We start from the raw sequence: 25474 nt of genomic DNA on the forward strand, positions 1-25474 counted from the left end.
GGAGGTGTGTCTACGCGGCCTCTGCGGTGGCGCGCTCCTGCCGCAGCTTCAGCGTGTACAGGGACACCAGGCCGACGACCGCCAGGACCGAGATGATCGGTCCGATGCGCCAGATCTGATCGACCTGGCCGTTGATCACCGCGACCATCACCATCGGTGCGGTGCCGCCGATGACGGCGGCGAACTGGTAGCCGAGGCTGGCGCCGGAGTAGCGGACCTTCGCGGGGACGATCTCGGCGAAGAGTGCCGGCTGCGGTCCGGTCTGGAAGCTCATGGCCAGGCAGGAGACGAAGATCGCGACGACCAGCGGCCACATGTTGTCGGCGCTGGACGAGGCCATCAGGAACCACATGGGGATCGCCCAGACGCCCATCATCGCTGATCCAGAACGGGATACGTCAACCCCAGGCCATGAAGGCCTCCGGGGACGTGACGGCGGTCATGATCAGGAAGACGCCGTTGCCCAGGATGAGGCCCAGGGGGATGTCCAGCTGCGGGAAGCTGCCGTAGAAGCCGCGCCGATGTGCCGGTGCGTATTCGGTGGCCAGCAGGATCGCGCCGCCCCACTGGCCGCCGACGGCAAGGCCCTGTGCAACGCGCGGGATGACCAGCAGGGTGGGTGCCAGCCAGACCGTCGAGGTCTCCGGGATGAAGCCGATCAGGATGGTGGCGATACCCATCAGGACCGGATTGAGACTGTGTGACCTGCGATATATTCGCTACTTACTTGCTCGTGGGGTCGGCGCCCGAGGCCGGGTCCTAGCTGTCTCCGGCGCGCAGGGTCAGCAGGCGCCGCGGGGGAGCTTCTTGAGGTTGCGACCCAGCCACGTCGCCATCCGATTCAGGTTGGCGGTGCCCACACCCATCTCCGCGCCGGGTTGATAGCTGCTCATGCTGACCGCGAGCTGGCGACCGTCGCGCCAGGTGATCAGGCCGATCTGGCGGACTTCGACGCCACCCTCGGCGGCCGGCCCCCAGCCGCCCTTGACCGCGGTGGTGATGTGCTTGGCGGTCATCGATTTCAGGCCCCACTGCTGGTTGCCGGCCACCTCGCCCATGTCGGTGACGATCTGCCCGGCGTCGGGCAGGCACGGCAGGTGCGCGGTGAAGACCGCGCTGGCGGTCAGCGGCCAGACGGTGAGGCCGAAGGTCTCGTCCGGCTCGACGATCTCCACCAGTTCGGTGGTGGTGTCACCGCCGTCGCGCAGGACCGCGGTGATCTTGTCGCTCGCCTGCTCCGGGGTGCCGAGGGATTCGCGCAACGCCAGGTTGGCGTCGTTGTCCGAATCGATGATGGAGCGGTTGATCAGCGACTGCTTGGCGCCGTTGCGCTGGGCGGCCAGCGCCACCGGCACCTTCATCGTCGACCAGGCCACCCGGGCTTTCTGATCGCCGAACACCGCGACCTCGGAGGAGCCGACGGGGGCCAGCACCATTCCCACCCCGGGCCCGAAGTCGGCCTTGTCGAAGCTCGCCGCCAGCTCGGCCGCGGCCGTCGTGGTGGGCCCGGCGGGCGTGACCGAGACGCCGGTGGACACCGCCGGGGTCGGTTGCGGAACGCCGGCGGTCTCGGCACAGCCGGTCAGAGCGGCCATCGTGCTCAGCGACAGCAACGCTGCTGTCGTACGGGTGCGGCGGGCCGTTCGAGTGATCTGCACCGACGCTCCTGTCAGTAGATGTAGACGACGGCCTGGTTGCCGCCGCGACACGCGATGACCTGCTGGTACGGGCCGCAGTTCATCACATAGTTCATCCGCTGCTGCGGTGCCCAGCCGTTCACGGCGCGGGTACCGCCCATCGGCCCGCTCTCGAGGTAGGCGGTGCGGACGTTGGCGGCGAACTCGCAGCCGGTCCATTGCGGGTAGCCGGTGCCGACGCCCGGGAAACCGGGGCACGGCTGGTTGTCCGACGGCGGCGGGCCCGGGGTCCACGCCGCGGTGGGTGCCGAGGTCGTCGCCTCGACGGTCGTGGGGGCCGCGGTCGGCGGGGTGATGACCACGGTGCTGGTGGCGGCCACGGTCTCCGTGTCCGTCGACCGCTGGTCGAGCAGATACCAGACGCCGACGCCGATCAGCGCCACCACGATCACGCTCAGGACCGCGATCAGGGCGGTGTTGAGCCCGTTGCTCTTCGCGGGCGGCGGGCCGTAGGTCGGATAGGGCTGGCCGTAGGGCTGCTGACCGTAGTGCTGCTGCGGGTACGGCTGCCCCGGGGGCGGCTGCATTCCGTAGGCGCCCGGCGGCGGGGGCGCGCTGGCGGGCGCTTCGACGGCGGCGTAGGCGGCCTCGGCCGGGGCGGCGGGCTCGGTGCGATGCACGGTGGTCGGGGCGGCGCCCGCTGCGGCGATGAGGCCGGTCTCCGATTCCCCGACGGTCGGCGGACGCTCGCCGGACAGCGCGGCGCGCGCCGCCCGGGCCAGCTCGAGCGCGGAGGGGCAGCGCTGCGTCGGGTCCTTCGCCAGGCCCCAGGCGAGGACCTGGTCCATCGCCTCGGTGAGGGCCGGATTGACGGTGCTCGCCGCCGGGATCGGGTCGAAGAGCAGGCCCTTGGTGATGGTGGAGACCGACGAGCCGGGGTACGGCTTGGCGCCGGTGAGCATCTCGAAGAAGACCGCGGCGAGCGCGTAGACGTCGGTGACCGCGGTGACCGGCGAATCGTCGAACTGCTCGGGCGCCATGTAGGCCACCGAACCGACGGCGGTACCGGTCTTCGTGAGGTGGGTGTCGGTGTCGGCGTGGGCGACGCCGAAGTCGACGAGGTAGGCGAAGTCGGCCGTCGTGACCAGAATGTTCTCCGGCTTCACGTCGCGATGCACCAGGTCGGCGGCGTGGGCGGCGTCGAGTGCGGCGGCCACCTGCTCGAGCAGCCCCACCGCTTCGGCCGGCTCCAGGGCGCCCCGCTCGCGCATCACCGTGCGCAGGTCGGAACCGTTGACCAGGCGCATGTCGAGGAACAGCTGACCGTCGATCTCGCCGAAGTCGTGGATCGGGATGACGTGCGGTTCGTCGAGGCGGGCGACGGTCTGGCATTCGCGGCGGAAGCGTTCGATGAACGCCGGATCCTGGGCGAGATGGCCGGGCAGCAGCTTCAGCGCGACGGTGCGGTCGCGGGTGGTGTCGTGGGCGCGGTACACCTCGCCCATGCCGCCGCGGCCGAGGAGCGCATCGAGCCGATACGGCCCGACCGTCTCGCCTTCTCGGCCCGTCGTCTTCTCAGTCATCTCGCACGCTCCTCATCGGTGGCATGAAAAGAGTAAAGGGAGAGCGGTGTCAGATGTGACACGGGGCTCGATCCGGTCGGCGGATGCCCGGGGTCACGGACTGTTCGGTGGTGCGGTCGGCGGGGTCAACCGGTCCCGGAGGAGGGGCAGGACGTCGTCGAGTGCACGGGTCATGGCCGCGACACGTTCACGCGGGCCCCGGGCGGTCAGGATCGCGTAGCGGTCGGCGGCGCCGAGGGGCAGCATCGCCGCGGTGCGGAAGGTGTACTCGGTGGGCGGCAGATCCTCGGGTGCCGCGAGCGTGGCGGTGGGACGTCCGCTGCGCTCGGCGATGCGGTCGTACAGCTCCTGGGCCTGCACCAGCGCGTCGGTCAACGCCGACCGTGCCCACTGCCAGTCGGCGGTGGTGCCCGCGGGCTCGTCCGGCCACATCTGCACCTCGGCGCGCGGGTACGGGTCGTCGTCGAGCCAGCGGGTCACCCGGATCCGGTCTAGGCCGCGACAGGCCAGACGGATCTGACCGCTCGCGTGACTCCGGTGACCCAGCAGTCCGGTCACCGTGCCCACGTCGCAGCGATCGTCCCCGCCGCCCACCTCGCTGCCGCGGGCGATCAGCACCACCCCGAATCGGCCGTCGCCGGCGACGACGTCGGCCACCAGGGCGCGGTAGCGCGGTTCGAAGACGTTGAGCTGCAGGGGTTCACCGGGGAGTAGGGCGTGCTCGAGGGGAAACATCGGCAGGACCGGCATGCCCTCAGCATGCCTCGGCGAAGACGGAACCGCTTGCAATCGGCCACGACACGCCGGGCCGCCGATTCCGGCGACACGCCGGGCGCGCCGAGACACACCATCTTGTGGTGGTTAGACCGGCCGGACGCAACGAGTAGTGTTGGGGGCGTTCTGAACTCCCAAGCCATTCATGAAACCCGAGGTGCCATGTCTGCGTCCGCTCACAGTCCTGCCGAAGGCGCTCCGATCAAGCTGGTCGACCGCGTCAGCGCGATCAACTGGAACCGCGTCCCGGATGAGAAGGACGCCGAAGTGTGGGATCGACTGACCGGCAACTTCTGGCTGCCGGAGAAGGTGCCGGTGTCCAACGACATCCAGTCGTGGGCCACCCTGACCGACTACGAGAAGACCATGACCATGCGGGTCTTCACCGGTCTGACGCTGCTGGACACCATCCAGGGCACCGTCGGCGCGATCTCGCTGATCCCCGATGCGCAGACCCCGCACGAAGAGGCCGTGCTCACCAACATCGCTTTCATGGAGTCGGTGCACGCCAAGAGCTACAGCCAGATCTTCTCGACGCTGTGCTCCACCCGCGAGATCGACGAGGCCTTCCGCTGGTCGGAGGAGAATGTGCACCTGCAGCGCAAGGCGCACATCATCATGGAGTACTACCGCGGCGACGACCCCCTCAAGCGGAAGGTCGCCTCGACGCTGCTGGAGTCGTTCCTGTTCTACTCCGGCTTCTACCTGCCGATGTACTGGTCCTCGCGGGCCAAGCTCACCAACACCGCCGACATGATCCGCCTGATCATCCGCGACGAGGCCGTGCACGGCTACTACATCGGCTACAAGTACCAGCGCGCGCTGGAGACCGAGAGCGCCGAGCGTCGGGCCGAGCTCAAGGAGTACACTTTCGAGCTGCTCTACGACCTGTACGACAACGAGTCCGACTACACCGAGGCCCTGTACGACGAGGTGGGTCTGTCCGAGGACGTCAAGAAGTTCCTGCGCTACAACGCCAACAAGGCCCTGATGAACCTGGGCTACGAGGCGATGTTCCCGAAGGACGAGACCGACGTGAACCCGGCGATCCTGTCGGCGCTGTCGCCGAACGCCGACGAGAACCACGACTTCTTCTCCGGCTCGGGCAGCTCGTACGTCATCGGCAAGGCCATCAACACCGAAGACGAGGACTGGGACTTCTAAGAAACGGTATGTCCCGTCGGCGCCGGCCGGCGGTCACGCGCGGGCGAGTTCCTCGGTGAGGACCAGCTTCGCGAACTCGACCCGATTGCGGGTCTTCGTGGCCGCCAGCACGGCGCTGACGTGCTTTTTCACCGTGTCCAGACCGATGCAGAGGGTTGCGGCGATCTCCTCGTTGGTCTGACCGTCGGCCACCAATTCGCCGATCTGCGCCTGCCGCGGAGTCAGCGCCGACCGCCACGACGGCGCGTCGTGCCCGGGCAACGTCTGCGCGAAGGTGGAGAGCTGCCGGGCGAGCAGGCCCAGCCCGGCGAGGCGCTCGGGCGGCACGCTCTTGTCCTCGTCGTCGAAGATCCCCACCATCGCGTGACTGCGCCCGGCCAGTGCCAGGTGCAGCACCGAGGCGCTCTTGAGCCGATGTCGGTACAGGAAGCGGTCGAGGTAGGTGACCGCTTCGGTGGGCAGCTCGCGGAGACTGGTGTGGCAGATCGCTCGGTTGCGCGCGAGTGCCGCGTACGACTGCGGGGTGGCGAACATGTCGTCGGCGTACCACCCGGCGGTGTACTCGTCGATGATCGGCGTGATCCGGCCGGTAGTCACCGGGTGCGGATCCCGGAAGGCGCCTCGGAAGGTCGCGCCGGTCAGGAACGTCGTGTTCGGGAACCGGTAGCGCCGGTGCAGGGCGTCCATCAGCAGGTTCTTGAACTCCGGGAGCGAAGCAGCCTGCGCGCAGTCGTCCAGGACGGCGAAGATCGCGTCGTACTCGCGGCTGGGCAGGGTCGACGACTCGGATCGCTGCACGGGGTCCTCCTGTTCGGGTGGGCTGCCGACGTTGCGTCGATTGTGGGCGTTCGTGCGCTGTGGTGCAAGACACCACTTTGGTGCAATGTGCGTGCAATCACAACGATCTTACGGTGGGGTGACCGTCGAGCAGAACCGGCTCGACGCCGATCACCAACCGAGGAGAATCTCATGTCACGACTGCGTTTCGGCTACTTCATGGCACCGTTTCACCCGGCCGGGCAGAACCCGTCGATGCTGATGGAACGCGACCTGCGGTTCGTCGAACACCTCGACGGCCTCGGCTACGACGAGATCTGGTTCGGCGAGCACCACTCCGCAGGCTCGGAGATCTTCGCCTCGCCGGAGATCATGATCGCCGCGGCTGCCTCGCGCGCCCCGAACATCACCTTCGGCACCGGTGTGACGTCGCTGTCGTACCACAACCCGCTGTGGGCGGCCGACCGCATGATCCAGCTCGACCACCTCACCCGCGGCCGCGTCATCTTCGGCGTCGGCCCCGGTTCGCTGCCCACCGACTCGATGATGATCGGCCTCGACCCGATCGACACCCGCGAACTCCTGCAGGAGAACGTTGACATCATCGTGCGACTGCTCAACGGTGAAGCGGTCACCGCCAAGACCCGCACCCACGAACTGATCGACGCGCGCCTGCAACTGGCGCCGTACCGCCCGACCGGTCTGCCGGTGTCGGTGGCCGCGGTCGCCTCGCCCACCGGGCCGCGTTTGGCCGGCACGCACGGCCTCGGGTTGCTGTCCATCGGCGCGACGCTCTCGGCCGACGGCTTCGACGCCCTCGCCCACCACTGGAACATCATGGAGGAGCGGGCGCAGGAGCACGGCAAGACGGTGAATCGCGACGAGTGGAGCCTGGTCGGCATCTTCCACATCGCCGAGACCGAGGACGAGGCCCGTCGCCAGGTGCGGCACGGCATCGAGCAGTGGTTCGACTACTTCCAGCGGGTGGCCGCGTTCCCGCAGATGGGAGTCTCCGGCGACAAGCTCGACGAGATGATCGACTTCGTGAAGGACTCCGGCATCGGCGTCATCGGTACCCCGGAGCAGGCCCGCAACCAGGTCCAGCGGCTGTGGGACCAGTCCGGCGGCTTCGGTTCCATGCTGCAGATGGCCACCGACTGGGCCACCCCGCGCGACACCCGGCGCTCGGCGGAGCTGTTCGCCGAACAGGTCTTCCCGTACTTCCAGGGGCAGGCGCAGCCGACTCTCGACGCCGCTGAGCGGGCCCGTGCGGTCCAGAGCGGCTACGCCGACAAGCAGATGGCCGCCGTCGACCACATGACCAAGAAGTACGAGCAGGAGCTGGCCGCGAAGGCCTGAGACGACGATGGCCGACACAGCTGTGACTCTCTCGCTGCAATCCCGCTTCCGGGACGCCATGGCCGGTGTGTGCAGTCCGGTCGCCGTCGTGACTTCGCGCGACGGCGACCGGCCGCACGGCACCACGGTCTCGGCGTTCATGTCCCTGTCCATGGAGCCGCCGATGATCGCGGTGGCCCTCGATCACGGCTCCGACCTCCTCGCCGCGGTCCGCGCGCACGGTCGCTTCGGCGTCAATGTGCTCGCCGCGCCGCAGCACGACCTCGCCGGGGCCTTCGCTCGCAAGGGCGCCGCCAAGTTCGACGGCGTGTCCTGGTCGGATTCGCACGGCGTCCCGAAACTGGCCGACGTGGCCGGCTGGGTGGCCTGCGAGGCGACCGAGTTCGTGGTCGGCGGCGACCACACGGTGCTGTTCGGCACCGTCGTCGAGGCCGACGGCGGCGTCGATCGTCCGCTGACGTACTTCGCGCGCACCTTCGGCACCCACCTGCCGCACGAGGTGCCGCTCCCGCAGGGAGCGGTCGGATGAGCCTCCCGCGCCACCTGCTGTCGACGGTCGCCGACGCCGCGGCGACCGTCGCCGCCGGCGGCATGGTGGTGGTGCTCGACGACGCCGACCGGGAGAACGAAGCCGACCTGGTGATGGCCGCCGAGTTCGCCGACACCGACGCGATGGCCTTCTTCATCGAGCACACCTCGGGTCTGCTGTGCGTGCCGTTGGAGCGGGCCCGGGCCGCGGAGCTGGGGCTGCCGGCGATGGTCGCCGACAACACCGACCCGCACGGCACGGCGTTCACCCAGAGCGTCGACCTGGCCGGCACCGGGACCGGGATCAGCGCCGGCGCCCGGGCGGCCACGGCCCGCGCCCTCGCCGATCCGCGGTCGAGCGCCGCGGACTTCGTCCGGCCCGGGCACGTGTTCCCGCTCACCGAGCATCCGCGCGGGCTCAGTGCGCGGGGCGGGCACACCGAGGCCGGGGTGGCGCTGTGCCGGGTGGCCGGCTGCACGCCGGTCGCGGTGATCTGCGAACTGGTGACCGTCGACGCCCGCGACATGTTGCGCGGTGCCGATGCCGTCGCCTTCGCGCGCCAGTGGGGCCTGCCGGTGATCACCGTCGGACAGCTGCAGGAGCACCTGAAGGTGGTGCCGACCGGCAATGCGCCGGTGCCCACCGACCGCGGTCGGGCGCACGCGTACGCCTATCGGAGCGGCGGGGTGGAACACCTGGCGATGGTCTACGGCGACATCGCCGAGCGGGCCGAGGTGCTGGTGCGGGTGCACAGCGAATGCATGACCGGCGACCTGTTCGGTTCGGCGAAATGCGACTGCGGGCAGCAGTTGTCGGCCCCGGTCGACGCGATCGTCGCCGCCGGCGGGGGAGGGGTGGTCTACCTGACCGGGCACGAGGGCCGCGGTATCGGGTTGGGGCGCAAACTCCGGGCCTACCGGCGGCAGGCCGAGGGGCTCGACACCGTCGACGCCAATGTGGCGGTCGGTGCGCCGGTGGACGCGCGCGACTACGGTGTGGCCGCGCAGATCCTGGCGCACCTGGGGGTGGAGGAGGTCGCCCTGCTCACCAACAATCCGGACAAGGTGGATCGGCTGACCGACTTCGGCATTCCGGTCGGCCGCCGGATCCCGGTGGAGGTGGCCGCCGGCGCGGAGAACATCCGCTACCTGCAGACCAAGCGGGACCGGATGGGCCACCTGCTCGGTCAGTTCACCGGCTGAGTCGGGCCGGTTCGGTGTCGGGGCTCCAAGGCGGGGCCCCGACACCGGCGATCCGGACGGTCCCCCACGGGGTGAGGTCGGTGAGTCGAGCGTCGACCGGCGCGCCGTCGCGGATGCGAACCTGCACCCGGCCGCGGCCGTCCGGGGCGGCGGCGCGGGCGGCCGCGCCGTACAGGATGCCGGCCCAGCGGAAGCGTCCCTCCGCGCCGTCGGTGCGGCCGCGGGCGCGCAGACGGGCGGTGAACTCCGCGTCGTCGAGCACCACGTGCGCCTCGTCGTCGAATACGCCCGCCTCGACGTCCTCGACACCTGACCAGTCGAAATGGGTCGCGTCGAAGTGCACGAGCGGCCGGAACGCCCGCCGCCACCAGTGCGGGCGCGGTGCTCGATCCGGCCGAGCCTGCACGGACGGGCGCACCCGGACGCCGTGCGCGCCGACCAGGTGCGCCTCGGTGAGCGCGGCCACCACGTAGTCGACCGAGGCGGGGCGGCAATAGAAGACGTCGGGGGTGGCGGCGGCCGCCACCGTCAGGAAGTTCGGTACCGGCGCCGGCTGATCGGTCACCACCAGGTCGGTCTGCGCCGGGTCGTCGACCAGGTCGAACGCCAGCGGAGACCGCTGCAGCCGACGTCGGACCTCGGTGATCGACGGGCCGCGGTCCACCAGCGCGATCGTGGTCACGGCAGGAATCCGGCCCGGCGCCACCGACGCTCGGCGAACGACCCCATGAGTCCGGTCTTGCGGAAGAACGCCGCCAGCGGCGCGAACGAGGTGATCTGCGAGGCGTGGAAGTGCGGATTGGCGCGCGCGATCGCGGCCACCTCGCGCGGGTTCGGCAGTCCTGCCCGCTGGTACATCTCCGGATTGGTGAACAGGAGACGGAAGATGGGCGCGGCCAGGCCGTGCAGATTCGCGGCGAGCACCGTCTCGGCGCGCGAGCGGATCGGCATGCGGCGCACGATGCCGTCGCGCGCGAACCCGATGTGCCGGGACTCCTCGGTCACATGGATCTGCATGAGGCGGGCGACGATCGGCTGCAGCTCGGGGTCGTCCTTGATCTGGCGCTGGAGGGCGTCGAACAGTTCCTCGCCGACCAGGGTGATGACCCACAGGAGGGTGCCGCGCATGGTGAACGGGAGCAGGTGCATGGCGCCCCTCTCCCAGCGCCGCATCGGATAGGCGCGGGCGCCGACGTGCTCGATCACCTTGCCGAACATCGTCATGTGGCGGCACTCGTCGCCCATCTCGGTGAGCGCGTAGTGGGTGGTGGAGGCGGCCGGGTCCTGCCGCATCAGGCGGACCAGCAGTGCGCGGTTGAGGAGGTTCTCGAACCAGATGCCGACCGACAGGATGTTGGCCAGCTCCTGCCGGGACACCTCGATCTGCTGCTGCGTGGTCAACGACTCCCACAGGTCGGTGCCGTAGATGCTGACCACGCGGGGCGGCAGGAAGAACTTGTCCGACGGCAACGGCGCGTCGAAGTCGAGTTCGATGATCGGATCGTAGGAGCGCTGCGCCGATCCCTTGAGCAGTCTGCGGGCCACTACGGCGCGTGCGTCGTAGTCGTACTCGGTGGCGGTTTCGGGGTTGTTTGCGATGGTCACAGGACTACCTCCGGTTATGTCCTGGACCTTATGACGACTCGTGAACGGTGTCAATGGCCAATGACATGGTTGTGGATGTCGATGTCGGAGTCGGCGCTCGGCGGTGCTCACCGATCCCGGAGCGCCGCGTACAGCTCGGCGAGGTCGTCGAGGGCTTCGGCGAGTTCGGTCGCGCCGATACCCGAGGCGCGCAGGGCCGCGCGCAGTGCACCCACGTCCAGCTCGGTGAGCGGATCCATCGGCGCGGCGGTGGGCAGCGCGGGGATGGTGGCCTGATCGCCGTAGTAGGTCGCGGCGATCTGCTCGGGCGTCGCGGTGGGGGCGTTCCCCGCGTTCTGGATCGGGGACGCGTCGTCCCGATCGGGCGCGCGGTCGCGGGCCAGGGCCAGCAGGTCGGGGAGATCGGTGCCCAGCACCCGCAGCAGGACGGTGGGATGGCGGTCGATCTGCGCGGACACCTCGAAGGCGGTGGCCAGCACGTGGATGCAGCGGGGCGCCTCGTCGGGGCAGGTGCACGTCGAGGCCACGTCGGCCGATTCGGTGGGTGCGACGAGTTCGCCCAGGGCGGGGGGCTGTTCGCCGCGGGCCAGAGCGAGCAGTGCATCGGTCTCGCCGGCTGCGCGCAGCAGCGTCACCACCGTCGCCGGGTCGATGGGGCGCGGCGTGAGGACCACGTCGAAGGGATCGAGTTGGCTGCCGCGCACCGCGGCGGTGATCTCGCCGGGCGCCACGACGAGGTCGTCGACGTGGTGGTCGCGGAAGTAGCGGCGCGCGCCGGTGAGATGCCGATGGTCGGCGCCGGTCTCGACGACGCCGGCGAAGGCGCGACCCCACGGCGTGAGACCGTAGCCGCGCACCGGCGGCCGAGAACCTTTGCGGCGCGCGCTCATTCGCCCACCGCCCTCATTCGCCGACCGCCTCATCGCGGAGGGACAACAGGTCCAGGAGGGCGTCGTCGCCGAGATCGGCGAGCCAGCTCTCCCCGGTGGCGACGGTCAGCGCGGAGAGTTCGCGCTTGGCGGCGATCAGTTCGTCGATGCGTTCCTCCAGGGTGCCCACGCAGACGAACTTGCGCACCTGTACCGCGCGGGTCTGACCGATCCGGTAGGCGCGGTCGGTGGCCTGTTCCTCGACGGCCGGGTTCCACCACCGGTCGGCGTGGATCACCTGGTTGGCGGCCACCAGGTTCAGTCCGGTGCCGCCGGCCTTGAGGGTGGCGAGCATGATCGGCGGGCCGTCGCCGCGGGCGAAGTCGGCGACCAGTTCGTCGCGCCGCGTGCGGGGGAGCCCGCCGTGCAGCACCGGGACGTCGCGGCCGAGGATCGGTCCCAGCCACTGGCTGAGCAGGTCGGCGAAGGCTGCGAACTGGGTGAAGATCAAGCCGCGGTCGCCCTCGTCCACCAGGGTGGTCGCGATGTCGGTCAGCAGTTCCACCTTGCCCGAGCGGTGTCGGCCCTGACGCAGCATGGGGGAGCCGTCGCCCAGGTAGTGCGCCGGGTGGTTGCACACCTGCTTGAGTCGGGTCAGGGCGGCCAGTACGGTCTGGCGTCGGGCGCCGAGGTAGGCGCGGTCGTCGAGTGCCTCGTGCAGGTCGTCGAGGATCGCCTGATAGAGCCCGGCCTGCTCGGCGGTCAGGTTGGTGCGCACCGTCAGCTCGGTCTTCGCCGGCAGATCGGCGGCGATCGCCGGATCGGTCTTGAGGCGCCGCAGCACGAAGGGCCGGGTGATCGCGTTGAGCCGGTCCAGTGCGCGCGGATCACGTTCGCGCTCAATGGGTTCGGCGAATCGCGAGCGGAACGACGACGCGGTCCCCAGCAGTCCCGGGTTCACCAGGTCGATCACCGACCGGAGGTCTTCCAAGCGATTCTCCACCGGTGTACCGGTCAGGGCGATGCGCCGCCGAATATCCAGTGCGCGAAGGGATCTCGCGGCCGCGGTCCGTGAGTTCTTCACGTGCTGGGCCTCGTCGACCACCAGCAGGTCCCAGTCCAGCGCGATGAACGTTTCGCGATCCCGGGTCAGGGTGGCGAAGGTGGTCACCACCACATCGGTAGCGGCGCTGGACAATTGCGCGTGATCGCGGCGCGGTCCGTGGTGCACCACCACGCCCAGCACCGGCGCGAACCGTTCCAGTTCGCGCTGCCAGTTGCCGATCACCGACATCGGGCAGACCACGAGTGCCGGTGGTGCGCCGGGTTCTTCGTCGCGGCGGCAGGTGATCAGCGCGATCACCTGCACGGTCTTGCCCAGTCCCATGTCGTCGGCGAGGACTCCGCCCGCGCCGATGCGGCCCAGCGCGTGCAGCCATTCCAGTCCGCGCTGCTGGTAGGGCCGCAGGGCGGCATGCAGCGTCGGCGGCGGCGTCACCGGCTCGGGCACCAGCGTGCCGCCGGCTGCCACGTCGTCGAGCCAGCCGAGGCCCTGGACGCTGCTCACCGGGACCGGCAGGCGGGCATCGTCACCGGTGATGAGGCGCATCACCTCGGCCAATTCGAGGTCGGTGCCGACGGCTTTCCCGGCGGCGAGGAACGCGGCGGCGCGGCTGAGCGCGGCGCCTTCCGCGCGCACCCAGCGGCCGCGGACCCGCACCAGGTCGCCGTGCTGGCGGGCGAGCTCGTCGAGATCGTCCTGGCCGAGGGCGGCACCGCCGTCGCCGAGCGCCAGCCGCCATTCGAAGTCGGAGATCTCGTCGAGTCCCACCAATCCCGGACGGGCCCCGCCGCTGGGCACCGCGCTTCCGCGCATCTGCAGGGTCGGCGTCACGGTGGCCACCGTGTGGGGCAGGAGGACGGTGATCCCGGCGGCGCCGACCGCGGCCGCGCCGGTGGCGAAGAAGTCGGCGACCGTCGCGGTGTCGAGAAGGAAGTCGAGCGTGTGCGGGTCGGTGTCGGCGCGGGAGAGTCGACCGAACGCGGCGACGGCGGCGGCCAGCTCGGTGGTGAGATCGTCGAGTTCGTGCGGACCCAGCCGGTGCGGCACCACCGGGGTCACCGCGCCGTCGGGGGAGCGGCGGCACACTTCCAAGCGCCAGCGTTCCTGTTCGGGCGGCAGGACCGGGGCGTCCGGGGCGTCGTCCGGCTGGTGCAGGCGCAGCACCAGGCTCGGACCGGTCGGAGCGCCGGTGCTCTGCCAGCCCTGCCACGCGGCGGTCGCGCTCGCCCCGGCGGGCAGGGGCATCGGCGCGGCCTGGGTGAGGCCGTCGACGAGAGGCACCCGCGACCGGCCGCGTTCGTCGATCAGCGCCCGCCGCGTCTCGGCATCGAGTACCTCGGCGACGAAGTCCAGTAGCGCGCCGGTGTCGCCGTTGGCGATCAATGCGGGCGGGGCACCGGCGGCGATGACCGTCTGCCAGCCCAGCCAGGCCGGGCCGGGCAGCGGCTCCCACCGCACCTCGTCCTGGCCCGGCCGCACGCCGGGCGCCACCGCGCCCGCATCGCGCAGCCGCCGCGCTCCGGCCAGCAGATAACAGTAGAAGGCGAGGTCACCGCCGACCCTCAGATGCGCGCACCGGTCCAGGAGTTCGACGGCGGTGGGGACACCGAGGGTCACGGCCGGCCGCAGCGCGCGGGTACCGTCGGGGCCGACGTGATCCACCGTGTGCCGGAGTCTCCGCCGGGACACCAGGTCGGCGACGGCGTCGGGGACCTCGGTCAGATCGCCGAGCGGCAGGGACTTCTCGGCGGTGACCGGTGCGCCGTCCGGCCACAGGGCCAGGCCCAGGCCCGGCCGCCAGAGGGCGCGCAGTCCGAGTGTCGGGCCGCGGGACAAGCGGGCGCCGACCTACTCGCCGGCGGAGCTCGAGTTCAGCGAGCTCTTGATGTCGTTGAGGACCAGCCAGGCCGCCGCCAGGCCGGACGAGCGGTACCAGACGTCGTCGTTGATCCAGAGCACCCGCTGCCAGCTCGGTGCGCCCATCTCTTTCCAGCGATCGCTGTCGAGCACGGAGGTCGCGCGGTTCATGCCCGCCTCGCCTTCGGCGCTGACGTAGATGAGGTCGGCGTCGGCCTCGGTGAAGTTGGCGTCGGTCACCACGACCGGATCCGCACCGCGCTGGCCGGCCGGTCGCTGCACCCCGACCTCGGCGAGGATGGAGGCACCGAAGCTGTCGGTGCCTTCCAACAGTTCGTCGTCGGGGGTGAACCGGACCAGTGAGACCTGGCTGTGCGCGGCATCCATCACGGTGCCGATGCGCTTGACTTCGGCGTCGAACTCGCCGAGCCGCTCGGTGGCGGCCGCGGATCGATTCATCGCATCGGCGACGGCGGTGAACAGGCTGCGCCAGTCCTTGCCCGGCTGCACCGTCGCGATGCGCGCGTCGCCCAGTGCGCCGGTCTTGCGCAGAGCCGACAGCTCGGCGGCCGTACTCGGGGTGCCGAGCACCAGCTGGGGGTCGGCCGCGCGCACCGCGTCGGCGGTCGGGTCGTCGCCGATTGTGGGGACGGCGCCGAGCTCGGGACCGAGATAGGCGGGGATGCTGCCGGGGGCGGCGGTCACCGCGCGCACCTTATTACCGATGCCCAGTGCGCAGAAGGCATCGAGCAGGCTCGGATCGGTGACGATCACGCGGGACGTGTCGCTGCGACCGGGATCCGTGGCGGTGGGTGCCAGGCAGGTCTTGGCGTAGTCGCGGTCGGCGTTGACGATGTTCACGCCCGCGATCCGTGAGGTGACCGTGGAGATCACCTCGCCGTCCGGGGTCCGCAACGTGGTGTCGGAATCGCCGCACGCGGTCAGACCGAGGGTCGCGACGGTGGACAGTGCGACCAGGGCGCTGATGCCGCGGGAGCGGGCGCGTCCCGGTCCGCGGCGCGAGGAGTTAGCGAGCACCCGACCACGCTAGCAGAGCCCAGCGGCGCCGCGGCGACGGGCGAGTCGCCCCGATGGCGGCCCCGACCTGCGGAAACTCGGGGTGGGTAGGATCGAATACGACAGATCGTAGGACCCGTGCGGTGCGCGGCCCACGTCTGGTTTACGATCAATGGACAGCGCAGGCGGCGGCGTGCCGTTTCGCGCCTTAGATGGTTAGAGTCCAGGCGCCGGTCGGGCGCCCAGGAGGAGGATCTGTGACCGCCCTAGACCAACCGACGACCGAGGTGACTCCGGTTCGTCCGTATCCCGAGCGCTATGAGCGCAAGGGGTCGTTCTTCTACAAGATGATCACCACGACCGATCACAAGTTGATCGGTCAGATGTACATGGTGGCGTCGTTCGCGTTCTTCCTGGTGGGCGGCCTGATGGCGCTCCTGATGCGCGCCGAGCTCACCACCCCGGGACTGCAGTTCCTCTCGAACGAGCAGTTCAACCAGCTGTTCACCATGCACGGCACCGTCATGCTGCTGATGTACGCGACCCCGATCGTGATCGGCTTCGCGAACTTCGTGCTGCCGCTGCAGATCGGTGCGCCGGACGTCGCGTTCCCGCGTCTGAACGCGATGGGCTTCTGGCTCTTCCTGTTCGGCAACCTGGTCGCGCTGGGTGGTTTCCTCACCCCCGCCGGCGCCGCTGACTTCGGTTGGACCGCCTACGCGCCGCTGAGCGACGCCGTGCACTCGCCGGGCTTCGGCGCCGACCTGTGGATCATGGGTCTCGGCGTGGCCGGCCTGGGCACCATCCTCGGCGCCGTCAACATGATCACCACCGTGGTGTGCCTGCGCGCCCCCGGTATGACCATGTTCCGCATGCCGATCTTCACCTGGAACATCCTGGTGACCAGCGTCCTGATCCTGCTGATCTTCCCGCTGCTGACCGCAGCCCTGATGGGCCTGGAGGTGGACCGCCAGTTCGGTGCCCACATCTACGACCCGGCCAACGGCGGCGTCATCCTCTGGCAGCACCTGTTCTGGTTCTTCGGTCACCCCGAGGTCTACGTGATCGCGCTGCCGTTCTTCGGCATCGTCTCGGAGGTCTTCCCGATCTTCGCCCGCAAGCCGCTGTTCGGCTACTCGGGTCTGGTCTACGCCACCCTGTCGATCGCCGCGCTGTCGGTGGCCGTCTGGGCGCACCACATGTACGTGACCGGCGCGGTCCTGCTGCCGTTCTTCTCGTTCATGACGTTCCTGATCGCGGTGCCCACCGGCGTGAAGTTCTTCAACTGGATCGGAACCATGTGGAAGGGTCGAATGACATTCGAGACTCCCATGCTGTTCTCGATCGGCTTCATCGTGACCTTCCTGTTCGGTGGTCTGACCGGTGTGCTGATGGCCAGCCCGCCGATCGACTTCCACATCTCGGACACGTACTTCATCGTCGCGCACTTCCACTACGTCCTCTTCGGCACCATCGTGTTCGCCACCTACGCGGGCATCTACCTGTGGTTCCCGAAGATGACCGGTCGCATGCTCGACGAGCGCCTCGGCAAGTGGCACTTCTGGCTCACCTTCATCGGCTTCCACCTCACCTTCCTGGTGCAGCACTGGCTCGGTAACGAGGGCATGCCCCGCCGTTACGCGGACTACCTGCCGACCGACGGATTCACGACGCTGAACGTGATCTCCACGGCGGGTGCCTTCACGCTGGGTCTGTCGATGATTCCGTTCCTCTGGAACGTGTTCAAGAGCTACCGCTACGGCGAGGTCGTCACGGTCGACGACCCGTGGGGCTTCGGCAACTCGCTCGAGTGGGCCACCAGCTGCCCGCCGCCGCGCCACAACTTCACGGAGCTGCCGCGCATCCGCTCCGAGCGCCCTGCGTTCGAGCTGCACTACCCGCACATGGTCGATCGCATGCGTGAAGAAGCGCATGTCGGCTGGGGTAGCGACAAGCACGTCGAAGCGAAGTGATCGCGGCGGGGTGAGACCCCGCACGACAACCACCAGGCCCGCCCGAGTCCTCCTCGGGCGGGCCTGGTGCATCCCGGATTACCGCCCCGGAAGTTCGGGCACCATAATCAAGGTGTGGCTAGTGCAGAGATGGATTCGTCGGTACTTCTAACGGTGAGCGGGCCGGACAAGCCCGGTGTGACGTCGTCGCTGATGACCGTCCTGACCGCATGCGGGGTGGACCTGCTCGACGTGGAGCAGGTGGTGATCCATGATCACCTCACCCTCGGGGTGCTCGTCGCCACCGGCCAGTCCGCCGAGGCCTTGCGCGCGAGCGTGTCGGCGGCGTTGGCCGAGCACGGCATGGACGTGGTGGCGGCCCAGAACGACGGCGCGGCCGTCCGCGGACCGTCGAGTCACGCGGTGGTGATCCTGGGCAGCCCGATCGCGGCGGAGGCCTTCGCGGCGGTGGCCGCCGCCCTCGCCGAACGCGGCGGGAACATCGACGCCATCCGCGGCGTCGCCGACTATCCGCTCACCGGCCTGGAACTGCTCGTCACCGTCGACGACGGCGACGATGCCGCTCTGCGAAAGGCCCTCGGCGCCGTCGCCAGCCGCTATCCGATCGACCTGGCTGTGGAACGGGCCGGTCTGGCCCGCCGCGCCAAGCGGGTCATCGTGTTCGACGTCGACTCCACACTGATCCAAGGCGAAGTGATCGAGATGCTGGCCGCCGAAGCGGGCCGGGAAGCCGAAGTCGCCGCGGTCACCGAGGCCGCCATGCGGGGCGAACTCGACTTCGCGCAATCGCTGCACCAGCGGGTGCTGGCACTGGAGGGCCTCGACGCTGAGGTGATCGATCGGGTGGCGCAGTCCATCGAACTGACGCCGGGCGCGCGCACCACCATCCGCACCCTCAACCGGCTGGGCTACCACTGCGGCGTGGTGTCCGGCGGCTTCCGCCAGGTGATCGAACCGCTCGCCGCGCAGCTGGAACTGGACTTCGTCCGCGCCAACACCCTCGAGGTGGTCGACGGCAAGCTCACCGGCCGGGTGATCGGCGAAGTGGTCGACCGGCCGGGCAAGGCGCGCGCGCTCGCGGCCTTCGCCGCCGAGATGGGCGTCCCGATGGAACAGACGGTGGCCGTCGGCGACGGCGCCAACGACATCGACATGCTGACCGCGGCCGGCCTGGGTATCGCGTTCAACGCCAAGCCCGCCCTCCGCGAGGTGGCCGATGCGACGCTGGATCACCCGTTCCTGGACGCGGTGCTGTACATGCTCGGCGTGACGCGCGACGAGATCGAGGCCGCCGACGCCGTCGACGGCGGGGTGCGCCGGGTGCCGCTCGCCTGATCAGCGCTTGCCGTCGACCGCCACCGCGGGCAGCTTCTGCAGATCGGCGAGGACCTGTGGATCCTGCAGCTCCATCCAGGCGATCACGTCCTGGTAGGTGGCGCAGATGGTCTCGGCTTTGGTGCAGGTTTCGCGCATGAAGTCGGCGGTGGCCGGATTGAAGGCGTTACCGTTCCACTCGTTGAAGTGGTTCGCGATGACCAGCGGAGCACGGTTGCCCTCGTAGGCGCGTCGGTACATATAGTCGTACGTGGACTTCACCGCCCGGCGGATCTTCGGGGCATCCTTCGGACGATTCACCGCGCCGTTGTACGTGTACCAGAAGTTGTAGTCCAACGCGGTCTGCCGGTGCTTGAGCGCCGGCGAATAGACGTAGGGGATGGGGAACTCCCAGATACCCCGTTCCTTGGCGGGCCAGAACAGCCCGGGCTGCACGGCTGCCATCGACGAGTCCCACGTCATGTCGTGCTTCCGGAGTGCGGGGAACAGCGCCTTCGGGGTGCCCTCCAGGCACTGGGTGCGGCCGCCCTTGACCACCTCCGGGCCGAAGGCCAGGTCGGGACCGGTGGTGATGCCGTTGTTGGTTCGCCAGTTCACCATCAGGGAGAAGAACTGATTGAGCTCGTGGTTCCAGTCGGCGGTGGTCCAGTCCTTGCCCGGATACTTGGTGCCCGCGCAGAAGTGGCTCACGAAGTGCGTGCCCATCTCGTGGCCGTCGTACCAGGTCCGGTTGAGGTACTCGATCTCCTCGATCACCTCGGCCTTGGTGCCGCCGAAGGCGATCGCGGCCTCGCCCGGCTTGTGCCCGGGGGCGCGGTACTTCTTTCGGGAGGCGTCGGTGAGGAAGTACAGCCCGGTCATCAGCGCGGTGAAACGGGCATCGGTCTCCTTCGCCGTCTTCAGGAACATGTCCCAGTTGGGGCCGACGCCCACGCCGTCGAACGAGAAGAGGATGAACTGGGGTGGCTTGGCGCCCGGGGCGAGCTTGGTCAGCGGGACGTTCGACGCGGCCCGGACCGGGACCGGCGGAGCCGTATCGGTGGTCGACGGCGCGCGCACGGCCAGACCCGCGGTGTCGCGGGAACAGGCGACGGTGCCGAGGAGGAAGGACAGCGTCACGGTCGCGGCGGCCGCGCGGGCCGCCCATCGGCGCGTGCTCGTCGGCATCGGGTCCCCTGAGTGTGCAAGCGCAGCAGACACGAGTCGAGGACACCGGCTGCGTTACGGTGTCCTCGATGGCACTATCTCAGAATTTTGCCCGGCTTACCCACTATTCGCCCCGTGGCGTCGACCCCGACGACCCGGCGCTGGTGCTCGCCATGCCGCTGGTGCTGCAGATCGAGAAGGCGACCCCGCCCGCGCGGGCCGACCTACTGGCGGCCGCCGCACAGGCCACCGCACTCGCCTGCCTGGATCCGCGATCGGAACCGGGCGCACCGTGGGCGGCCGAGTTCGACGCGTGGTGCGCCGGCCGGATCCGCAAGATCGCGCGACGCGCGCGCGGCGCCCAGTGGGCGGCGGCGGCGGATCTGCCCGGCGTGACCGCACAGGTGGGACAGGCGCAGGCGCGGGCCTTCGTGCCAGGCCCGGTGGGGACCACCGACCGGCGGCTCACCAAACTGCAGATCGAGGGCACCGACGTGGAGGGCGAACTGCCGGGCACACCGATCGTCGACGGCCGCGGTGCGCGACTGTGCCTGTGGGTGGCACCGGATCTGCCGATGACCGTGGGGAAGCTGGCCGCGCAGGTCGCGCACGCCTCGATGCTCGGCGCGGTCCTGGTGCCCACCGATCAGGCGCAGCGCTGGTTCGACGACGGCTGCCCGGTGCAGGTGTGCCAGGCCGATCGACGACGCTGGGCGGAACTGCTCGAAGGCGAGACGCGCGGCGCCGCGATCGTGGTCCGGGACGCCGGGTACACCGAGATCGCGCCCGGCTCGGCGACGGTGATCGCCGCCCCGCTGCCCGCGGGCTGAACCGCGGGTCGGGTCAGAGTGCGGGCGCGAGCGCCCGTACGGTACCCAGCCACACGCCGCGGTCCGGGGCCATCGGCGCGAGGATGAGCTCGTCCGCGTGCGCGAACTCGGCGAACCGGGCCAACTGGTCGGACACCTGCTGCGGGGTGCCGACGGCGGTGTGGCGCAGCATCTCGTTCACCTGGCGCCCCACCGGCCCGTCGAGGAGCACGTCGGCCTCCTCGTCGGACAGCGACGTGTCCCGCGCGAACAGGAACTTAGCGCGGTGGCGCCGGGTGGCGTCGAACTGCGCGGTGGCGCGGTCGGCGTCGTCGTCGGCGATCACCCCGGCCGCGGCGATCACGTACGGCTCCGTCACACCGCCGAACTCGGCCTGCAGGGGGCGGAACTCGCTGCGGTACAGGGCGACCGCCTGCTCCAACGCGGCAGGTGCGAAATGCGAGGCGAACGCGTACGGCAGACCGAGGTAGGCGGCGAGCTGCGCGCCGAACAACGAGGAACCGAGAATGTAGAGCGGCACGTCGGTGCCTGCGCCGGGGGTGGCCACCACTCCGGACTGCTGCGGCTGCCCGCGCAGGTACTTCTGCAGTTCGACCACGTCGGCCGGGAACTGCTCGGAGGCGGCCGGGCTGCGGCGCAGCGCCGCGAAGGTCGCCTGGTCGCCGCCGGGCGCACGGCCCAGGCCCAGATCGATTCGGTCCGGATACAGCTCGGCGAGGGTGCCGAACTGCTCGGCGATGGCCAGCGGTGAATGGTTGGGCAGCATCACGCCGCCGGCGCCCAGTCGGATGCGTCGGGTCGCGGCGCCCATCCGCGCGATCAGCACGGCCGGCGCGGCGGAAGCGATGGCCGACATGTTGTGGTGCTCGGCGTACCAGAGACGCCGGTAGCCGGTGGTGTCGGCGAACTCCGCCAGTGCCAGCGAGTGGTCCAGCGATTCGCGGACCGTCTCGCCGGGACCCACCTGGGCCAGATCGAGCAGGGACAGGGGGATCTCGGACAGGCTCACGTTGTAGTTCAAGTCGGCCGCCGCGACAGATATTCCAGTGGGCCTCCCGCACTCCGGCCGCGAGGTGATCCATCATGGTGGGGTGACTGACGTGCAGACCGATCCGGACCTGATCCTCGATTTCTCCGACGTGCGCCTCGTGCGCGGCGGCAAGACCCTGGTGGGGCCGATCGACTGGCAGGTGGAGCTCGACGAACGCTGGGTGATCATCGGCCCGAACGGGGCGGGCAAGACCTCGCTGCTGCGGATGGCCGGCGCCGTGGAGCATCCGAGCTCCGGCACCGCCTTCGTGCTCGGGGAACAGTTGGGGCGCACCGACACTCGGGATCTGACGACGCGGGTGGGCCTGGTGAGTTCGGCGACCGCCGGTCGCATCCCGGGCGGCGAAGTGGTGTCGGATCTGGTGATCTCGGCCGGCTACGCCGTGCTCGGCCGCTGGCGGGAGGAGTACGACGAGTTCGATCGCGAGCGGGCCGCCGACGTGCTGGAGTCGATGGGCGCCGAACACCTCGCCGACCGCACGTTCGGCACCCTCTCCGAAGGCGAACGCAAGCGGGTGCTGGTCGCGCGCGGCCTGATGACCGACCCGGAGCTGCTGCTGCTCGACGAACCGGCGGCCGGTCTCGACCTCGGCGGCCGCGAGGAACTCGTCGACCGGCTCAGCCGATTGGCGCAGGATCCCGACGCGCCGGCGATGGTGCTCATCACCCACCACGTGGAGGAGATCCCGCCCGGCTTCACCAACCTCATCATGCTGTCCGAGGGCCAGGTCACGGCCCAGGGGCCGCTCACCGAGACCCTGACCGCGGAGAATCTGACCACGACGTTCCGGCAGAACATCGCCCTGACACAGGACGACGGGCGCTACTTCGCCCGCCGAGCGCGTCGCGCCGGTGGGCACCGGCGCGCCGCCGAAGGCTGAGCGATACAGTCGAGAGACGACCACAAGTGAGCGCTTGCTCACACAGGCTGAGCAGGAGGCCGAATCCATGAGTGCTGCTGACAATCCGCAACAGGTCGCGCCGCTGCGCGATGCGTCGACCGTCGTTCTGGTGCGCGACGCCGCCGACGGCATCGAGGTGTTCCTGCAGCATCGCGTGCAGCAGATGGCCTTCGCCGGCGGGATGACCGTGTTCCCCGGCGGCGGCGTCGACGATCGCGACCGCGACGCGCAGATCCAGTGGGTGGGTCCCGAGGTCGGCTGGTGGGCGGAGCAGTTGTCCGCCGACGAGGCCACCGCGCGCGCCCTCGTCTCGGCCGCCGTCCGGGAGACCTTCGAAGAGTGCGGCGTCCTGCTGGCCGGGACGGCCACGCAGGTGTGCGCCGATCCGTCGATCTACGCCGCCGAGCGGGCGGCGCTGGTGAGCAAGGAACTCTCCTTCGCGCAGTTCCTGGCCGATCACGAGCTGGTGCTCCGCACCGATCTGCTGACGCCGTTGGCGCACTGGATCACGCCGAAGAACGAACGACGTCGCTACGACACCCGCTTCTTCCTCGCCCAGCTGCCCGCCGGGCACGACGCCGACGGCGCCACCACCGAGGCCGAGGCCACCGAATGGCGCACGGCCGCCGCGGCGCTGGCCGACTGGCAGGACGGCCGCCGTTTCCTGCTGCCGCCCACCTGGACCCAGCTGCGGCACGTCGGCGAGTACGCCACCGTGGCCGACCTCGTGGCCCAGCCGCGGGTGCTGGAGCCGATCGAACCCGTCGTCTCCGACGGCCAGGGCATCCTGGGCCTCGGCTTCGACGACTCCGCCGACTACTTCGCCGCGATGGCGGACGGGCGCCTGGACACGCTGCGCGACGTGGCCAAGTAGCGCACGCCGATACACCTGCGCGGACCCCGGTGTTCGGGGGTCAGGAGTTCGGGACTCAGGAGTTCGGGGGGTCGGCGACGTCGTCGGCGGCCTCGTCGCGTGCGGCCCACTCGAGCAGGGTGTCGAGCCGGTGCGCGACGAGCTCGATCGGGGCGAACAGGTCGCCGAGTCGAGCGAACCGTTCGGGCATGGTGCCGACGGTGAAGTCGTCGGGCTCGGCGTCGTCGACCTCGGACCAGTCCAACGGTGCGCTCACCGTGGCGCGCGGCGTGGACCGCACCGAGTAGGCGGCGGCCATCGTGTGATCGCGCGCGTTCTGATTGAAGTCGACGAAGACCTTCGACGGGTCGCGGTCCTTGCGCCACCACACGACGGTCGCGTCGGCGGGCACCCGGCGCGTCAGTTCGCGTCCGAAGGCACGGGCGGCGCGGCGGACGTCGGCGAAACCCCACTCCGGAACGATCCGCACGTAGATGTGCAGGCCGTGACCGCCGGACGTCTTCGGGAAACCCCGAATGCCCAACTCCGCCAACAGGTCCTGGGCGGCGCGCGCCACGCGGCGGGTGCGGGCGAGGTCGCAGTGCGGCATGGGATCGAGGTCGATCCGCCATTCGTCGGGGAACTCCACCTCTGGCCGCCGCGAGTTCCACGGGTGGAACTCCACGGTGGACATCTGCACCGCCCACAGCACCGCGCCCAGCTCGGTGACGCAGAGCTCGTCGACGATGCGCTCGTAGCGGGGAAAGTAGATACCGACCGTCTCGACCCAATCGGGTGCGCCCGCGGGCAGTTTCTTCTGGTGCACCTTGGGGCCGGCCAGGCCCTTGGGGAAGCGGTGCAGCATGGTGGGGCGCCGATCGAGGGCCGCGGTGATGCCGGGGCCGACGGCGCGGTAGTACTCGGCGAGATCGAGTTTGGTGAGGCCGGTGCCGCGGGGGCCGGGAGCGTCCGGGAAGTAGAGGCGATCGGGGCTGCTGAGTCGGATGGTGCGCGCGGTGTCGGTGCCGTCGTCGCCGGGCGGTCCCGGGACGACGAGTTCGACGGCGTCGCCACTCATGCCCGCACTCTACCGACGAGTACATCGCGCCGGGTGCGGTTGGGAGGACGTGACAGTTACCCGGTAACGTGCCTGCCATGGCTGAGTTCGTGACCTTCGAAACCGCTCCCGACCACCCGGGTGTGGGCATCATCGAGCTGCGTCGACCGCCGATGAACGCACTGAACCGACAGGTCCAGGACGAGCTCCTCGCGGCCGCCGCGGAGGCGAATGCCCGCGACGACATCAAGGCCGTGGTGGTCTACGGCGGACCCAAGGTGTTCGCCGCCGGCGCCGACATCAAAGAGATGATCGACATCACCCCCGCCGAGATGACCAAGGTGGCCCGTCGGCTGCAGCGCGGCCTGGGTGCGATCTCCGAGATCACCAAGCCGACCGTCGCCGCGATCACCGGCTACGCACTCGGCGGCGGTCTGGAAGTGGCGCTGGGCGCGGATCGTCGGATCGCCGGCGACAACGCGAAGCTGGGCGTCCCCGAGGTGCTCCTCGGCGTGATCCCCGGCGGCGGCGGCACCCAGCGACTGGCCCGTCTCATCGGACCGTCGCGCGCCAAGGACATGGTGTTCACGGGTCGTTTCGTCGACGCCGAGGAGGCGCTGGCGATCGGTCTGGTCGACGAGGTCGTCGCCCCCGACGACGTCTACACCGCGGCGGTCACCTGGGCCGCCCGCTTCGTCGGCAGTGCGTCGGCGGCTCTGGCCGCGGCCAAGGCCGCGATCGACGAGGGTCTCGACACCGACCTGGAAACCGGGTTGAAGATCGAAGCACATCTGTTCGCTTCGCTCTTCGCCACCGACGACCGTGCGATCGGCATGGCGTCGTTCATCGAGACCGGCCCCGGCAAGGCCGACTTCACCGGAAAGTAGCACCA

General features: G+C 69.9%; 24 protein-coding genes. 10 read left to right on the forward strand and 14 right to left on the reverse strand.

Annotated elements, in window-relative coordinates; all coding sequences use genetic code 11:
* Nucleotides 1–10: 10 nt before the first annotated feature.
* The 5 genes from ABD989_RS06965 to ABD989_RS06985 all read right to left on the reverse strand — a co-directional run bounded on the left by ABD989_RS06965 (nt 11) and on the right by ABD989_RS06985 (nt 3970).
* Entirely contained in the window at nt 11–376 is a 366-nt protein-coding gene (locus ABD989_RS06965) for an MFS transporter (protein ID WP_345312903.1), read from the reverse strand.
* A 22-nt stretch (nt 377–398) separates the two neighbouring features.
* The gene (locus tag ABD989_RS06970; protein WP_345312904.1) at nt 399–680 is read right to left on the reverse strand and encodes an MFS transporter; all 282 of its coding nucleotides are present in this window, start codon (nt 678–680) and stop codon (nt 399–401) included.
* Nucleotides 681–782: 102 nt separating this feature from the next.
* Nucleotides 783–1658 carry a serine hydrolase gene (locus tag ABD989_RS06975; RefSeq protein WP_345312905.1) on the reverse strand — a complete coding sequence of 292 codons (876 nt, stop codon included), beginning with the start codon at nt 1656–1658 and terminating at the stop codon, nt 783–785.
* Between the two features lie 11 nt (nt 1659–1669).
* Nucleotides 1670–3220: a protein kinase domain-containing protein gene (locus tag ABD989_RS06980; protein ID WP_345312906.1), complete on the reverse strand. Its 1551-nt coding sequence runs from the start codon at nt 3218–3220 to the stop codon at nt 1670–1672.
* A 93-nt stretch (nt 3221–3313) separates the two neighbouring features.
* Complete coding sequence (locus ABD989_RS06985; RefSeq protein ID WP_345312907.1) at nt 3314–3970, reverse strand: LON peptidase substrate-binding domain-containing protein; 657 nt, start codon at nt 3968–3970, stop codon at nt 3314–3316.
* A 186-nt stretch (nt 3971–4156) separates the two neighbouring features.
* On the opposite strand from ABD989_RS06985, the gene nrdF reads away from it, so the two are divergent.
* Nucleotides 4157–5158: a class 1b ribonucleoside-diphosphate reductase subunit beta gene (nrdF, locus tag ABD989_RS06990; protein WP_345312908.1), complete on the forward strand. Its 1002-nt coding sequence runs from the start codon at nt 4157–4159 to the stop codon at nt 5156–5158.
* Between the two features lie 33 nt (nt 5159–5191).
* Here nrdF and ABD989_RS06995 read toward each other — a convergent pair whose 3' ends face one another.
* Nucleotides 5192–5956: a helix-turn-helix transcriptional regulator gene (locus ABD989_RS06995; RefSeq protein ID WP_345312909.1), complete on the reverse strand. Its 765-nt coding sequence runs from the start codon at nt 5954–5956 to the stop codon at nt 5192–5194.
* 171 nt (nt 5957–6127) lie between these two features.
* Between ABD989_RS06995 and ABD989_RS07000 the strand changes: the two genes are divergently transcribed.
* The 3 genes from ABD989_RS07000 to ribB are packed head-to-tail and all read left to right on the forward strand — an operon-like array spanning nt 6128 to nt 9025.
* Entirely contained in the window at nt 6128–7294 is a 1167-nt protein-coding gene (locus ABD989_RS07000; protein WP_246991365.1) for an LLM class flavin-dependent oxidoreductase, read from the forward strand.
* A gap of 7 nt (nt 7295–7301) precedes the next feature.
* The gene (locus ABD989_RS07005; RefSeq protein WP_345312910.1) at nt 7302–7823 is read left to right on the forward strand and encodes a flavin reductase family protein; all 522 of its coding nucleotides are present in this window, start codon (nt 7302–7304) and stop codon (nt 7821–7823) included.
* Nucleotides 7820–9025 carry a 3,4-dihydroxy-2-butanone-4-phosphate synthase gene (gene ribB / locus ABD989_RS07010; protein WP_345312911.1) on the forward strand — a complete coding sequence of 402 codons (1206 nt, stop codon included), beginning with the start codon at nt 7820–7822 and terminating at the stop codon, nt 9023–9025. The genes ABD989_RS07005 and ribB overlap by 4 nt, the downstream gene beginning before the upstream one ends.
* Here ribB and ABD989_RS07015 read toward each other — a convergent pair.
* The 5 genes from ABD989_RS07015 to ABD989_RS07035 all read right to left on the reverse strand — a co-directional run bounded on the left by ABD989_RS07015 (nt 9015) and on the right by ABD989_RS07035 (nt 15457).
* Nucleotides 9015–9707 (reverse strand): DUF4873 domain-containing protein, encoded by a 693-nt coding sequence (locus ABD989_RS07015; RefSeq protein ID WP_345312912.1) that lies wholly within the window; start codon nt 9705–9707, stop codon nt 9015–9017. The two genes, ribB and ABD989_RS07015, sit on opposite strands and share 11 nt — an antisense overlap.
* Nucleotides 9704–10630 carry an AurF N-oxygenase family protein gene (locus ABD989_RS07020; RefSeq protein ID WP_425556492.1) on the reverse strand — a complete coding sequence of 309 codons (927 nt, stop codon included), beginning with the start codon at nt 10628–10630 and terminating at the stop codon, nt 9704–9706. Before ABD989_RS07020 ends, ABD989_RS07015 begins: the two co-directional genes overlap by 4 nt.
* A 107-nt stretch (nt 10631–10737) precedes the next feature.
* Nucleotides 10738–11520 carry an SWIM zinc finger family protein gene (locus tag ABD989_RS07025; RefSeq protein ID WP_345312913.1) on the reverse strand — a complete coding sequence of 261 codons (783 nt, stop codon included), beginning with the start codon at nt 11518–11520 and terminating at the stop codon, nt 10738–10740.
* Nucleotides 11521–11533: 13 nt separating this feature from the next.
* Entirely contained in the window at nt 11534–14398 is a 2865-nt protein-coding gene (locus tag ABD989_RS07030) for a DEAD/DEAH box helicase (protein ID WP_345312914.1), read from the reverse strand.
* Between the two features lie 12 nt (nt 14399–14410).
* Nucleotides 14411–15457 (reverse strand): ABC transporter substrate-binding protein, encoded by a 1047-nt coding sequence (locus tag ABD989_RS07035; RefSeq protein WP_425556493.1) that lies wholly within the window; start codon nt 15455–15457, stop codon nt 14411–14413.
* A gap of 236 nt (nt 15458–15693) precedes the next feature.
* On the opposite strand from ABD989_RS07035, the gene ctaD reads away from it, so the two are divergent.
* Together ctaD and serB are read left to right on the forward strand one after the other, a co-directional pair.
* The gene (ctaD, locus tag ABD989_RS07040) at nt 15694–17409 is read left to right on the forward strand and encodes an aa3-type cytochrome oxidase subunit I (protein WP_345312915.1); all 1716 of its coding nucleotides are present in this window, start codon (nt 15694–15696) and stop codon (nt 17407–17409) included.
* A 129-nt stretch (nt 17410–17538) separates the two neighbouring features.
* A complete protein-coding gene (gene serB, locus ABD989_RS07045) occupies nt 17539–18744 on the forward strand; it encodes a phosphoserine phosphatase SerB (protein ID WP_345313039.1) in 1206 nt (401 codons plus the stop codon).
* Here the strand turns inward: serB and ABD989_RS07050 are convergent, their stop codons facing one another.
* A complete protein-coding gene (locus tag ABD989_RS07050) occupies nt 18745–19911 on the reverse strand; it encodes a polysaccharide deacetylase family protein (protein ID WP_345312916.1) in 1167 nt (388 codons plus the stop codon). It abuts the gene before it with no gap.
* A gap of 68 nt (nt 19912–19979) precedes the next feature.
* On the opposite strand from ABD989_RS07050, the gene ABD989_RS07055 reads away from it, so the two are divergent.
* A complete protein-coding gene (locus ABD989_RS07055) occupies nt 19980–20720 on the forward strand; it encodes an aminoacyl-tRNA hydrolase (RefSeq protein ID WP_345312917.1) in 741 nt (246 codons plus the stop codon).
* A 13-nt stretch (nt 20721–20733) separates the two neighbouring features.
* Here ABD989_RS07055 and ABD989_RS07060 read toward each other — a convergent pair whose 3' ends face one another.
* Complete coding sequence (locus ABD989_RS07060; RefSeq protein WP_345312918.1) at nt 20734–21741, reverse strand: LLM class flavin-dependent oxidoreductase; 1008 nt, start codon at nt 21739–21741, stop codon at nt 20734–20736.
* 70 nt (nt 21742–21811) lie between these two features.
* On the opposite strand from ABD989_RS07060, the gene ABD989_RS07065 reads away from it, so the two are divergent.
* On the forward strand, nt 21812–22651 hold the full coding sequence (locus tag ABD989_RS07065) for an ABC transporter ATP-binding protein (protein WP_345312919.1): 840 nt from the start codon (nt 21812–21814) through the stop codon (nt 22649–22651).
* A gap of 67 nt (nt 22652–22718) precedes the next feature.
* Nucleotides 22719–23546, forward strand: coding sequence for an NUDIX hydrolase (locus tag ABD989_RS07070; protein WP_345312920.1), 828 nt, complete (start codon nt 22719–22721; stop codon nt 23544–23546).
* A 55-nt stretch (nt 23547–23601) separates the two neighbouring features.
* On the opposite strand, the gene ABD989_RS07075 is transcribed toward ABD989_RS07070, so the two are convergent.
* Nucleotides 23602–24603, reverse strand: a complete 1002-nt coding sequence (locus tag ABD989_RS07075; RefSeq protein ID WP_345312921.1) for a DNA polymerase domain-containing protein — start codon at nt 24601–24603, stop codon at nt 23602–23604.
* A 77-nt stretch (nt 24604–24680) separates the two neighbouring features.
* On the opposite strand from ABD989_RS07075, the gene ABD989_RS07080 reads away from it, so the two are divergent.
* On the forward strand, nt 24681–25469 hold the full coding sequence (locus ABD989_RS07080) for an enoyl-CoA hydratase/isomerase family protein (protein ID WP_345312922.1): 789 nt from the start codon (nt 24681–24683) through the stop codon (nt 25467–25469).
* Nucleotides 25470–25474 lie beyond the last annotated feature (5 nt).

This window comes from Gordonia alkaliphila (assembly GCF_039542465.1).
In the GTDB taxonomy this organism is placed as follows: Bacteria; Actinomycetota; Actinomycetes; order Mycobacteriales; family Mycobacteriaceae; genus Gordonia; species Gordonia alkaliphila.

Bases quoted from the DNA above. Each gene is read 5' to 3' on its own strand.
- ABD989_RS06965 (WP_345312903.1), bottom strand. From the start codon at position 376: ATGATGGGCGTCTGGGCGATCCCCATGTGGTTCCTGATGGCCTCGTCC.
- ABD989_RS06970 (WP_345312904.1), bottom strand. From the start codon at position 680: ATGGGTATCGCCACCATCCTGATCGGCTTCATCCCGGAGACCTCGACG.
- ABD989_RS06980 (WP_345312906.1), bottom strand. From the start codon at position 3,220: ATGACTGAGAAGACGACGGGCCGAGAAGGCGAGACGGTCGGGCCGTAT.
- ABD989_RS06985 (WP_345312907.1), bottom strand. From the start codon at position 3,970: ATGCCGGTCCTGCCGATGTTTCCCCTCGAGCACGCCCTACTCCCCGGT.
- nrdF (WP_345312908.1), top strand. From the start codon at position 4,157: ATGTCTGCGTCCGCTCACAGTCCTGCCGAAGGCGCTCCGATCAAGCTG.
- ABD989_RS07000 (WP_246991365.1), top strand. From the start codon at position 6,128: ATGTCACGACTGCGTTTCGGCTACTTCATGGCACCGTTTCACCCGGCC.
- ABD989_RS07005 (WP_345312910.1), top strand. From the start codon at position 7,302: ATGGCCGACACAGCTGTGACTCTCTCGCTGCAATCCCGCTTCCGGGAC.
- ribB (WP_345312911.1), top strand. From the start codon at position 7,820: ATGAGCCTCCCGCGCCACCTGCTGTCGACGGTCGCCGACGCCGCGGCG.
- ABD989_RS07025 (WP_345312913.1), bottom strand. From the start codon at position 11,520: ATGAGCGCGCGCCGCAAAGGTTCTCGGCCGCCGGTGCGCGGCTACGGT.
- serB (WP_345313039.1), top strand. From the start codon at position 17,539: ATGGATTCGTCGGTACTTCTAACGGTGAGCGGGCCGGACAAGCCCGGT.
- ABD989_RS07050 (WP_345312916.1), bottom strand. From the start codon at position 19,911: ATGCCGACGAGCACGCGCCGATGGGCGGCCCGCGCGGCCGCCGCGACC.
- ABD989_RS07055 (WP_345312917.1), top strand. From the start codon at position 19,980: ATGGCACTATCTCAGAATTTTGCCCGGCTTACCCACTATTCGCCCCGT.
- ABD989_RS07070 (WP_345312920.1), top strand. From the start codon at position 22,719: ATGAGTGCTGCTGACAATCCGCAACAGGTCGCGCCGCTGCGCGATGCG.
- ABD989_RS07075 (WP_345312921.1), bottom strand. From the start codon at position 24,603: ATGAGTGGCGACGCCGTCGAACTCGTCGTCCCGGGACCGCCCGGCGAC.
- ABD989_RS07080 (WP_345312922.1), top strand. From the start codon at position 24,681: ATGGCTGAGTTCGTGACCTTCGAAACCGCTCCCGACCACCCGGGTGTG.